9 protein-coding genes and 2 pseudogenes are annotated in these 11,380 nt (G+C 69.3%); 9 read left to right on the top strand and 2 right to left on the bottom strand.

Annotated features, from left to right (window positions below; genetic code table 11):
* Together JWQ91_RS14745 and JWQ91_RS14750 are read right to left on the bottom strand one after the other, a co-directional pair.
* Positions 1-832, bottom strand: a pseudogene (locus JWQ91_RS14745) (sodium:solute symporter); the annotation flags it as partial.
* A complete protein-coding gene (locus JWQ91_RS14750) occupies positions 829-1,092 on the bottom strand; it encodes a DUF3311 domain-containing protein (RefSeq protein ID WP_297785748.1) in 264 nt (87 codons plus the stop codon). The pseudogene JWQ91_RS14745 and the gene JWQ91_RS14750, both read right to left, overlap by 4 nt.
* Positions 1,093-1,250: 158 nt before the next feature.
* Between JWQ91_RS14750 and ahcY the strand changes: the two genes are divergently transcribed.
* From ahcY to JWQ91_RS14795, 9 genes and pseudogenes are all read left to right on the top strand, one after another.
* The gene (gene ahcY / locus JWQ91_RS14755) at positions 1,251-2,678 is read left to right on the top strand and encodes an adenosylhomocysteinase (RefSeq protein ID WP_297785751.1); all 1,428 of its coding nucleotides are present in this window, start codon (positions 1,251-1,253) and stop codon (positions 2,676-2,678) included.
* 82 nt (positions 2,679-2,760) lie between these two features.
* The gene (gene mtrA / locus JWQ91_RS14760) at positions 2,761-3,459 is read left to right on the top strand and encodes an MtrAB system response regulator MtrA (RefSeq protein ID WP_297785754.1); all 699 of its coding nucleotides are present in this window, start codon (positions 2,761-2,763) and stop codon (positions 3,457-3,459) included.
* Between the two features lie 10 nt (positions 3,460-3,469).
* Positions 3,470-4,999: an MtrAB system histidine kinase MtrB gene (mtrB, locus tag JWQ91_RS14765; RefSeq protein WP_297785757.1), complete on the top strand. Its 1,530-nt coding sequence runs from the start codon at positions 3,470-3,472 to the stop codon at positions 4,997-4,999.
* Positions 4,996-6,726 carry an LpqB family beta-propeller domain-containing protein gene (locus JWQ91_RS14770; protein WP_297785760.1) on the top strand — a complete coding sequence of 577 codons (1,731 nt, stop codon included), beginning with the start codon at positions 4,996-4,998 and terminating at the stop codon, positions 6,724-6,726. The genes mtrB and JWQ91_RS14770 overlap by 4 nt, the downstream gene beginning before the upstream one ends.
* A gap of 59 nt (positions 6,727-6,785) precedes the next feature.
* A complete protein-coding gene (locus JWQ91_RS14775) occupies positions 6,786-7,481 on the top strand; it encodes a phosphoribosyltransferase family protein (RefSeq protein ID WP_297785763.1) in 696 nt (231 codons plus the stop codon).
* 118 nt (positions 7,482-7,599) lie between these two features.
* The gene (raiA, locus tag JWQ91_RS14780) at positions 7,600-8,223 is read left to right on the top strand and encodes a ribosome-associated translation inhibitor RaiA (protein WP_297785766.1); all 624 of its coding nucleotides are present in this window, start codon (positions 7,600-7,602) and stop codon (positions 8,221-8,223) included.
* Positions 8,224-8,263: 40 nt separating this feature from the next.
* A complete protein-coding gene (locus JWQ91_RS14785; RefSeq protein WP_297785770.1) occupies positions 8,264-8,926 on the top strand; it encodes a response regulator transcription factor in 663 nt (220 codons plus the stop codon).
* A 24-nt stretch (positions 8,927-8,950) separates the two neighbouring features.
* Positions 8,951-10,162, top strand: a complete 1,212-nt coding sequence (locus tag JWQ91_RS14790; RefSeq protein WP_297785773.1) for a crosslink repair DNA glycosylase YcaQ family protein — start codon at positions 8,951-8,953, stop codon at positions 10,160-10,162.
* Positions 10,163-10,242: 80 nt separating this feature from the next.
* Positions 10,243-11,380 (top strand): annotated as a pseudogene (locus JWQ91_RS14795) (preprotein translocase subunit SecA); the annotation flags it as partial.

The raw sequence follows: 11,380 nt of genomic DNA on the forward strand, positions 1-11,380 counted from the left end.
TGAACAGCGCGAGCGCCGAGCCGAGTGAGAGCGAGGCGTACGCCCACTGCGACGCCCCCAGGGTGGGGATCAGCCCCTTGCTGGTGGCCTCGCCGTTGGCGATCGCGTCGGCGTTGTCCCGGTTGAAAGAGCTGAACGCCTTCTCGGCCGAGTCGAAGATCCCGCCCCAACCACCGAGCTGGGTCGGCAGGTAGATCACCGCCACGATGATGACGAGGTAGATCAGCGTGTCCTTGACGAACGCGATGAGGGCAGGCGCCCGCAGGCCCGAGGAGTACGTGTAGGCGGCCAGCAGCGCGAACGCGACGAACAGCGGCAGGTCCTTGCGGAACCAGCCGGCGTCGTCGTTGCCTCCCAGCCCGATGACGTCCAGCACGGCCTGGATGCCGACGAGCTGGAGCGCGATGTAGGGCAGCGTCGCCAGGATGCCGGTGAAGGCGACGGCCAGAGACAGCGACCGGGAGTCGAAGCGACCCTGCACGAAGTCCGCCGGCGTGACGTAGCGCCGGCGGTGCGAGACCGACCACAGCCGGGGCAGGAACACGAAGATGATGGGGTACAGGATGATCGTGTAGGGCACGGCGAAGAATCCCGTGGCGTTGCCGGCGTACAGCAGCGCGGGCACCGCGATGAACGTGTACGCGGTGTAGATGTCGCCACCGATCAGGAACCACGCGATGAACGTGCCGAAGCTGCGGCCGCCGAGTCCCCACTCGTCGAGGTTGTCGAGCTCGCCGACCTTGCGCCAGCGAGCGGCCAGGAAGCCCAGGATCGTGACGAGCCCGAAGAAGAACAGGAACACCGCCAGGGCGATCGGGTCGATGTCGTTCATCGGTCGCCCCCGTCGACGGACAGGCCCGCGGCACGACGCCGGCGGCGCTCGTGCCGGATCACCAGTCGGTACGCGATCGACGTCAGCACGACCGAGACGATGACCAGCAGGAACTGGTACCAGAAGAAGAACGGGACACCCCACAGCTCGGGACCGTTCCTGGCATACGTCCAGACGAGCAGTGGCGCGATGATCGCGACGGCGAGGGCGACCCCGGCGACGACGAGCGGCCCCTTGTCGGACGGTGAGTGGTCGGACATGGCGGATCCCCCAAGGTCGGATCGGAACTTCGGCAGCTGTGACGCCCGTCACACCCCGTCGACACGGTACGCCCCGGGACTGGTCACGGTCCATGCCGGTCGCATGACTCACACGGTTTGATTGGGTGGACGTGGGCGCCCACCGGTAGGCTTTGAGCATGGATTACAACGTCGCAGACCTCTCCCTCGCGGAGTACGGTCGCAAGGAGATCGACCTCGCCGAGCACGAGATGCCGGGCCTCATGGCCATGCGTGAGCGCTTCGGAGCGAGCCAGCCGCTCGCCGGAGCCCGCATCGCCGGATCGCTGCACATGACGATCCAGACGGCCGTCCTCATCGAGACGCTCACGGCGCTCGGTGCCGATGTCCGCTGGGCCACGTGCAACATCTTCTCGACCCAGGACCACGCCGCCGCTGCCGTCGTCGTGGGCCGCGACGGCACCGTCGAGGACCCCCAGGGCACCCCCGTCTTCGCGTGGAAGGGCGAGTCGCTCGCCGAGTACTGGGACGAGGCCGAGAAGGTCTTCGACTTCGCCGAGGGCGGCCCCAACGTGCTCCTGGACGACGGCGGCGACATCACGATGCTGTTGCACCTGGGCGTCGAGTTCGAGAAGACCGGCGTCGTGCCGTCGCAGGACAGCACCGACAACGAGGAGTTCAAGGAGGTGCTGCGCGTCCTGGCCCGCTCCGTCGAGGCCAAGCCCCAGCACTGGACCAACATCGCCAAGGACATCAAGGGCGTCTCCGAGGAGACGACCACCGGCGTGCTGCGGCTGTACGACCGCTTCCGTGAGGGCACGCTGCTCTTCCCGGCGATCAACGTCAACGACTCGGTCACCAAGAGCAAGTTCGACAACAAGTACGGCTGCCGTCACTCGCTGATCGACGGTCTCAACCGCGCCACCGACGTCATGATCGGCGGCAAGGTCGCCGTCGTGTGCGGCTACGGCGACGTCGGCAAGGGCTCCGCGGAGTCGCTGCGCGGCCAGGGTGCCCGGGTCATCGTCACCGAGATCGACCCGATCTGCGCCCTCCAGGCGGCGATGGACGGCTACGAGGTCAAGCGCCTCGACTCGGTTGTCGAGACGGCCGACATCTTCATCACCACGACCGGCAACTTCGACATCATCACGGTCGAGCACTTCCAGAAGATGAAGCACCAGGCGATCGTCGGCAACATCGGCCACTTCGACAACGAGATCAACATGGCGGGCCTCGCCAAGATCCCCGGCATCGTCAAGGACGAGATCAAGCCGCAGGTCCACCAGTGGATCTTCGAGGACGGCAAGAAGATCATCGTCCTGTCCGAGGGACGTCTGCTCAACCTCGGCAACGCGACGGGCCACCCGTCGTTCGTCATGTCGAACTCGTTCACCAACCAGGTCCTGGCGCAGATCGAGCTCTACACCAAGGCGAGCCAGTACGAGCTCGGCGTCCACGTGCTGCCCAAGCACCTCGACGAGGAGGTTGCCCGTCTGCACCTCGACGCCCTCGGCGTCGAGCTGACGGAGCTCACCAAGGAGCAGGCCGCCTACCTCGGCGTCGACGTCGCCGGACCCTACAAGTCCGACCACTACCGCTACTGAGCACCGACCCACCCGACGACGAGCGCCAGATGTCCGCATCTGGCGCTCGTCGCCGTTCGGGCGCCGGTAGAATTGAGGCTCTATGAGCTATCGACGCACGAAGCGTGACCGGGTGCTGGTCGTCGACGACGACGCATCCCTCGCGGAGATGCTCACGATCGTTCTCGAGGGCGAGGGTCTGACGGCCGCGGTCTGCCGCTCGGGGGACCGGGTCATGGCGGCGTTCTCGCAGTTCAAGCCCGACGTCGTGCTGCTGGACCTGATGCTCCCCGGGCTCGACGGCATGAGCGTGTGCCGCCAGATCCGCGACAAGTCCGCGGTCCCGATCATCATGCTGACCGCCAAGTCCGACACGCCCGACGTCGTCGCGGGACTCGAGGCCGGGGCGGACGACTACATCACCAAGCCGTTCAAGAACACCGAGCTCGTGGCCCGCATCCGGGCCCGGCTCCGTCGGTCGGACCAGCTCGTCGAGCCGCTGGTGTTCGGCGACATCGTGCTCGACCCGGCGGGGCACACCGTGACCCGCAAGGGCGAGCCGCTCGAGCTCACGCCGCTCGAGTTCGACCTGCTCGCGTGCCTGCTGGGCGATCCCTCCCAGGTCTTCACCCGCGAGTCCCTGCTGCAGAAGGTCTGGGGCTACCACCACCCCGGTGACACCAAGCTCGTCAACGTCCACATGACCCGGCTGCGGTCCAAGATCGAGGACGATGCCGAGAACCCCGAGATCATCCGCACCGTCCGCGGTGTCGGCTACCAGGCGATCACGCCGACCCCGTGATGGGGGAGTGATGCACGGCATCGCGCGGATCTGGCGTCGCTCGATCCAGGCACGGGTCGTGACCAGCACGATCATCCTCAGCGGCCTGGTGATCGGGCTGACCGGCTGGGCGCTGCTGCACAACGTCGCCGGCGGTCTCGCCGACGACCGCCGCTCCGCCGCGATCGCGGAGGCGCGGTCGGGCTTCGAGTACGCGCAGACCCAGCTCGACGCCGCCGTCGACATCGAGCCGTCGGCGCAGTCGCAGAGCCTGACCCAGATGGTGGACTCACTGACGCGGTCGCGCGGCGCCCAGCGGACGTACGAGCTGGTGCTCGAGGGGCCGTTCCTGTCCGCCGAGGGCGAGGTCCCGGTCCGCACGTCCGCAGCGATCGCGCCCGGCTCGCTGCCCGAGGACCTCATGACCGCGGTGCGCTCGGGCCCGGGCACCTTCTGGCGCTACTCGGACCTGTCGTTGCTGGGCGGCTCGGACGCCGCACCGTCGGTCGTCGTGGGGACGCAGCTGCGGGCTCCCGGCAGCGGTGACACCTACGCGCTGTTCTACCTGTTCTCGCTGAAGGATCAGCAGGACACCCTCGACCTGGTCCGCCGCGCGCTGCTGCTCGGCGGCCTCGCGATGGTGCTGATGGTCGGCGGCGTGGCGTTCCTCGTGTCGCGCCAGGTGCTGGACCCCGTGCGGATGGCGCGCCGGATCGCCGAGCGCTACGCGAGCGGCAACCTCGAGCAGCGCATGCACGTCAGCGGCGAGGACGACATCGCCCGACTCAGCTCGTCGTTCAACCAGATGGCCGCGAGCCTGCAGAGCCAGATCCGTCGGCTCGAGAACCTCTCGCGCCTCCAGCAGCGCTTCGTCTCGGACGTCTCGCACGAGCTGCGCACGCCGCTCACGACGGTCCAGATGGCCAGCGAGGTGCTGTACGACTCGCGGGACCGCTTCGACCCGCAGACCGCCCGCTCGGCCGAGCTGCTCAAGCGCGAGCTCGACCGGTTCGAGTCGCTGCTGTCGGACCTGCTCGACCTGAGCCGGTTCGACGCGGGCGCGGCCCAGCTCGAGCTCGACACGATCGACCTGGCCCAGGTGGCCCGCCAGGCGGCGGACGACCCGGGTCTGGCCCGCCAGGACATCGAGGTGCGGCTGATCGGCGTCGACCGCCCCGCGATCGTCGAGGCGGACATCCGCCGGATCGACCGCATCGTGCGCAATCTGCTGACGAACGCCGCGAAGTACAGCGGATCGCCGGTCATCGAGATCGAGGTCGGGCAGAACGAGCAGTGCGTGACGCTCGCGGTGCGGGACTTCGGCATCGGGCTGTCGGGCGACGAGAACCTCCGGGTCTTCGACCGCTTCTGGCGAGCCGATCCGGCCCGGACCCAGGGCGGCACGGGCCTCGGCCTGGCGATCGCCCGCGAGGACGCCGCGCTGCACGGCGGGACCCTCCAGGCGTGGGGGCGCCCGGGTCAGGGCAGCGAGTTCATCCTGACGATCCCCAAGCCCGAGGGCTCGTCCAGGTCCCCGGCCGTCGTCTCGGTGTACGCATGAGGCGTCTGGCCGCGATCGTCGCCCTGCTGCTGGTCGCGGGGTGCGTGGGCATCCCCAGCTCGGGACCCGTGCGCAAGGTGTCCGAGGACGGCGGGCTCGGCGAGAGCAGCGTGAGGTACTCGCCCGCCGGACCCGTCGACGACGCCTCGCCCGAGCAGATCGTCCGGGGCTACCTCGACTCGATGCTGGCGTTCCCGACCACGTTGCGGACCGCGGCGGCGTTCCTGACCCCGGACGCCGCAAAGGCCTGGAACCCTGCGAGCGGGGTGCGGATCTACTCCAAGACCGAGGTGGCGGGACGGGTCCCGTCGACGACGGGGCTCGACGACCCACGAGGGGAGTCCAAGGGGGCCGTCGACGTCCGGCTGGGCTACCGCGAGGAGGCCCGGCTCGACCGCCAGGGCCACTACGCACGGCGCAACCGGTTGAGCTCCGTGTCGTACACGCTGCAGCAGGTCGACGGTCAGTGGCGGATCGTCAACCCGGACGACGGGCTGTTGGTCAACGAGAAGTTCTTCGCCGACTACTTCCGCTCGTTCAACCTGTTCTTCTTCGACCGCCCCGGCCGCCGTCTCGTGGCCGACCCGGTCTTCCAGGTCGTCGGCGACCAGCTCGCGACGAGCCTCGTCACGAGCCTGGGTCGCGGTCCCCGCGGGGGCGCCGGCGCATCCGCACGGACGTACGTCCCGCCGCTCAAGGACCTGCGACCGTCGGTGCCGGTGTCGGACGACGGGATCGCCGACGTCGAGTTCACGGCCGACCTGGGGGGGATGCGCGACTCGGCCCGCGACCGCCTCTCGGCCCAGATCGTGTGGACGCTGCGGCAGGTCCCGGGGGTCGAGGGGGTCCAGATCGTGGGCGGCTCGAGCCCGCTCACGGCCAACGGTCAGGCCGTCCAGCCGATCTCGTCGTGGGGCGGCTACGGGCCGAGCCTCGCCCGGGCACGCGCCTACGCCGTCGCCGGCGACCGGGTCGTCGAGCTCGACGAGGCGAAGTCCAGTCCGATCAGCGGCTCCTGGGGCAAGGACGCGCGCGGTGCCGAGCTCGTCGCGGTGTCGGCGGCGGGCGTCGCGGGCGTGCTGCCGGGACGTGGCCAGGTGCGGATCTCCGACCGTGACGGCGGGGACGCCTTCACGCTCCCCGCGACTGACGCGATCGGCCCGCACTGGGACCCCGACGGGACGCTGTGGCTGGTCGACCGCGGCGTCGGCGGGACGCGCGTGCGGATCGTGGAGGGCGAGAAGCAACGCGTCGTGGAGGCCTCCGACCTCGCCCGACGCAGGATCACGACCTTCGCCCTGTCGCCGGACGGGACGCGCTATGTCGTCACGTCGCCGACCTCGGGCGGGCAGATCCGGGTCGGGGCGGTGCTGCGCGACGCCGGGGACCGGTTGCTGGGGCTCGGCCCGTCGCGTCGGGTGCGCCCGTCGGTCGCCGCCCCCCGGTCGGTGTCGTGGTCGTCGCCCACCGAGCTGGCCTTCCTCGCCCGGGGCCCGTCCGGCGTGCAGGCCTATCAGGTCTCGATCGACGGCTCGGCGACGAGCGACGACCTGACCGGGGGAGCGTCACTGCCCGACATCGACGCCGTGGCCCTGGCGATCGGCTCGGGGGAGTCGCCGGAGCTCTGGGCGGCGGACTCTCGCCGACGACTGTGGTTCCTCGCGGCGCAGGGCTCCTGGCGGCTCGTCGAGGGCCCGAAGGTCACAGGGCTCACCGCCGGCACCTGACGTCCACAGGCGTGTCGCGCGTCCTGTCGCCGCGGCCCCGGCCGCGGGAGGCTGGGGCGGTGCTCGGCCACCTCATCGTCCCCGTCGCCGACCTCGTGCTGGGGGCGTGCTGCGCCGGGTGCGGGACCCCGGCGCTGGCCCTGTGCCGAACCTGCGGCGAGGCCGTCGCCCCGGACCCGGCGATCCGGTGGCCCAGCCCGACACCCGACCGGCTGCGCCGACCGCCGGTCCTGCCGGCGTCCGGTGGCGTCAACGCTGACGTCCTGCGGCGCGTGCTGATCGCGTGGAAGGAGGAGGGCGTCACGGCGTTGACGGGCGTGCTGGCCCACCACGTGGCCGCCGCGGTCCTGACGCTCGACACCGGGCGGCCCCTGGCCCTGGTCCCGGTGCCCACGTCGGCACGCAGCCGGCGTGCCCGCGGGGCCGATCTCGTGGACGACCTCGCCCGGGCGGCTCGCGGGCACCTGGTCCGGCTCGGCGTCGACGTCGTGACGGCGCCGGCACTGGCCTACCGACGCGTCACCGAGGACCAGGCCGGGCTCGGCGCCGCGGCCCGAGCGGCCAACCTCGCGGGGGCGTTCCGGGTCCGCCCGGGCCGGCTGCCGGCGGGCCGCGAGATCGTCGTCGTCGACGACATCCTGACGACCGGATCGACCGTGGCGGAGGCCGTGCGAGCGCTCTCCGAGACGGGTCGACGACCCGTCGGCGTCGCCGTTGCAGGAGCGACAGGACGTCTTTCTGAGACGGCCCGATGAAGTTGCTTCCAGGTATGGCGCTAACCCCGGGGGCGGTCTAACGTCGGTGTACGGCGGGAGCCGACGCAGGAACATCGCAGCCAAAATAAATACGTGACACCGAGACAAGGGAGTCCCCATGGAAATTGTCGTCAACGGTCGCAACAGCGAGATCTCCGAGCGTTTTCGGGAGCACGTCGAGGAAAAATTGTCGCGGTTGCAGAAGTACGACTCCCGTCAGAAGATCAGTCGTGTCGAGGTCGAGGTCACGCACGAGAAGAACCCTCGCCAGCACGAGACCGCGGCCAAGGTCGAGATGACCCTGCGGTCCAAGGGGCCGGCGGTCCGGGCCGAGGCCACGTCGACCGACCAGCACTCCGCGCTCGACTCCGCGATCGACAAGCTCGAGTCCCGGCTGCGCCGCGCCGCGGACCGCAAGCGCATCCACCACGGTGACAAGACGCCGACCTCCGTCGCCAAGGCGACGTCGAACGTCCCGATCGAGGACCTGCTCCTGGACGATCCGGACGCCATCCCCACCAGCATGGCCGGACCCATCGAGGTGCAGGGCGACTGCCCGCTCGTCGTGCGCGAGAAGACGCACACCGGGGTGCCCATGACGCTCGAGCAGGCGATGTACGAGATGGAGCTCGTGGGTCACGACTTCTACCTGTTCCTCGAGAAGGACTCGATGCGTCCCAGCGTGGTCTACCTGCGCAAGGGCTACGACTACGGAGTCATCCACCTCGACGTCACCGAGTGACAAACGCGACTCGACCCTGCTTCCGTGGCATGATCGACGAGTGACTTCTCGGGGCGACAGCATCCGCGTCCTCTTGGTCGATGATCAGGAGCTCTTCAGGCGCGGGGTCAAGATGGTGCTGGGGGCTGACGACAGCCTGGAGCTGGAAGAGGTCGACGACGGGGAAAAGGCGCTCGAGCTCGTTGCCGAGAACCCGTTCGACATCGTCCTGCTCGACGTGCGCATGCCCGGACGCAGCGGCGTCGAGGTGTGTGCCGCGATCAAGCAGATCTCCCCGACGACGGGGATCATCATGCTGACCGCGAGCGACGACGAGTCGGACCTCTACGAATCCATCCGCAGCGGCGCCTCGGGCTACCTGCTCAAGGACGGCTCGACCTACGAGCAGGTCGCCGAGGCGGTGCGGCTCGTCGCGTCGGGCCAGTCGCTCATCAGCCCCAGCATGGCGACCAAGCTCCTCGACGAGTTCGTCCAGATGTCCAAGAGCCCGGCTCCCGCGACCAACCTCACCCCCCGCGAGCTCGGCGTGCTGCGGCACGTCGCGCGGGGTCTGAGCAACCGTGAGATCGCCGAGGAGCTGTTCATCAGCGAGAACACGGTCAAGAACCACATCCGCAACATCCTGGAGAAGCTGCAGATGAAGTCGCGCATGGAGGCGGCGATGTACGCCGTGCGCAGCAAGCTCGTCGACGACATGCCGTGACGCTGCCTCGATGACCCTCGCCCGATGACGTTGAGCGTGCTGCAGGCCAGGCGGATCGCGCTGGCCGCGCAAGGGTTCACCCGACCGCGCCCGGGCCTGGACGGACCGGTCACGTCCCGCCACGTCGCGCGGGTCGTGGAGCGGCTGGGCTTCTTCCAGATCGACTCGGTCAACGTCCTGGCGCGGGCGCACTACATGCCGTTGTACTCGCGACTCGGGGCGTACGACGTCGAGCTGCTGCACCGGGCCTCGGGCCGTGCCCCCCGCCGGATGTTCGAGTACTGGGCGCACGAGGCTGCGCTCGTCGACATCGCCCTGTGGCAGGCGTTCCAGTTCCGGATGGAGAGCGGCGCCCGGATGTGGGGCGGCATGATCCGGGTCTTCGAGGAGAAGCCCGAGTTCGTCGAGTGGGTGCTGTCGGAGGTGCGGGACCGCGGACCCCTGACGGCCCGGGAGATCGAGCACGACGTGCCGCGCACCACGGGGGGCTGGGGCTGGAGCTGGTCCGAGGTGAAGTCGGCGCTGGAGTACCTGTTCTACAAGGGCAAGGTGACCGCCGCGCGGCGCAACGCGGCGTTCGAGCGCGTCTACGACCTGCCCGAGCGGGTCATCCCGCGCGCCCAGCTGGAGGCCGCGCCGCTCGACGCGGCGGCGGCGCACCGCGTCCTCGTCAGCCACGCGGCCCGTGCCCTCGGGGTGGGGACCGCGCAGTGCCTGCGCGACTACTTCCGGATGGACCCCACGGCGACCCGGATCGCGATCGACGACCTGGTCGCGAGCGGCGAGCTCGAGCCGACCTCGATCGTGGGCTGGAGCCGACCGGCGTACCTGCACCGTGACGCCGTGCGCCCCCGCAAGGTGTCGGCGCGGGCCCTGCTGAGCCCGTTCGACCCGTTGGTGTTCGAGCGGACCCGCACCGAGCGGTTGTTCGACTTCCGCTACCGGATCGAGATCTATGTGCCGGCCGACAAGCGGGTCCACGGCTACTACGTCCTGCCCTTCCTGCTGGGCGACCGGCTCGTCGCCCGGGTCGACCTCAAGGCGGACCGGGCGGCCGGGGCCCTCCTGGTGCACGGGGCCTGGGCCGAGTCCCACGCCCCGGACCGCACCGCCGAGGAGCTCGCCGCCGAGCTGCGGCTGATGGCCGGCTGGCTGGGTCTCGGGACGATCGTCCCGCCGGTCAAGGGGAATCTGGCCGGGGAACTCTCGGCGGCTCTGGTGCGTCACCTAGACTAGACAGGCTCACAAGTCTTCCGTCTCATCCGCGTCTCAGGAGTGCATTCAAGGTGCCCAAGGTCATCGACAAGATCCTTCGCATGGGCGAGGGCAAGGTCCTCAAGCAGCTCCAGGCGATCTCGAAGCAGGTCAACGCCCTGGAGGAGGAGTTCCGTGTCATGAGCGACGAGGAGCTCCGCGGCATGACCGACGAGTTCCGCAGCCGCCTGGCCGACGGCGAGTCGCTCGACGACATCATGCCCGAGGCGTTCGCGACGGTCCGCGAGGCCGCCTCCCGCGTGCTCGGCCAGCGCCACTTCGACGTCCAGGTCATGGGCGGCGCGGCGCTGCACCTCGGCAACATCGCCGAGATGAAGACCGGTGAGGGCAAGACGCTCGTCTCGACCCTGCCGGCGTACCTCAACGCCCTCGAGGGCAAGGGCGTCCACATCGTGACGGTCAACGACTACCTCGCCCGCTACCACGCGGAGTGGATGGGTCGCGTGCACCACTTCCTCGGCCTGAGCGTCGGCATGATCCTGCCGAGCATGACCCCGGCGGAGCGCCGCGAGTCCTACGCCGCCGACATCACGTACGGCACCAACAACGAGTTCGGCTTCGACTACCTGCGCGACAACATGGCCGACGACATCGCCGACTGCGTGCAGCACGGCCACAACTTCGCCGTCGTCGACGAGGTCGACTCGATCCTGATCGACGAGGCCCGCACGCCGCTGATCATTTCGGGCCCGACCGAGGACGAGGTCAAGTGGTACGGCGAGTTCGCCAAGATCGTCGGCCGGATGAAGATCGACGTGCACTACGAGGTCGACGAGAAGAAGCGGACCATCTCGGTCACCGAGGAGGGCATCGACGTCGTCGAGGACCAGCTCGGCATCGACAATCTCTACGACGCCGTCAACACGCCGCTGATCAGCTTCCTCAACAACGCGATCAAGGCCAAGGAGCTGTTCAAGAACGACAAGGACTACGTCGTCATGGAGGGCGAGGTCCTGATCGTCGACGAGCACACCGGCCGCATCCTCGACGGACGCCGCTACAACGAGGGCCTGCACCAGGCGATCGAGGCCAAGGAGGGCGTGCGCATCCGCGAGGAGTACCAGACCCTCGCCACGATCACGCTGCAGAACTACTTCCGCCTCTACGACAAGCTCAGCGGCATGACCGGCACGGCGCTGACCGAGGCGTCCGAGTTCGACAAGATCTACAAGCTCGGCG

Origin of the sequence: Aeromicrobium sp., assembly GCF_025965075.1 — a bacterium.
In the GTDB taxonomy this organism is placed as follows: domain Bacteria; phylum Actinomycetota; class Actinomycetes; order Propionibacteriales; family Nocardioidaceae; genus Aeromicrobium.

What these genes read in the sequence shown, in the direction of transcription:
- ahcY (WP_297785751.1), top strand. Translation starts at nt 1,251, where the DNA reads ATGGATTACAACGTCGCAGACCTCTCCCTCGCGGAGTACGGTCGCAAG.
- mtrB (WP_297785757.1), top strand. Translation starts at nt 3,470, where the DNA reads ATGCACGGCATCGCGCGGATCTGGCGTCGCTCGATCCAGGCACGGGTC.
- JWQ91_RS14790 (WP_297785773.1), top strand. Translation starts at nt 8,951, where the DNA reads ATGACGTTGAGCGTGCTGCAGGCCAGGCGGATCGCGCTGGCCGCGCAA.
- mtrA (WP_297785754.1), top strand. Translation starts at nt 2,761, where the DNA reads ATGAGCTATCGACGCACGAAGCGTGACCGGGTGCTGGTCGTCGACGAC.
- raiA (WP_297785766.1), top strand. Translation starts at nt 7,600, where the DNA reads ATGGAAATTGTCGTCAACGGTCGCAACAGCGAGATCTCCGAGCGTTTT.
- JWQ91_RS14770 (WP_297785760.1), top strand. Translation starts at nt 4,996, where the DNA reads ATGAGGCGTCTGGCCGCGATCGTCGCCCTGCTGCTGGTCGCGGGGTGC.
- JWQ91_RS14750 (WP_297785748.1), bottom strand. Translation starts at nt 1,092, where the DNA reads ATGTCCGACCACTCACCGTCCGACAAGGGGCCGCTCGTCGTCGCCGGG.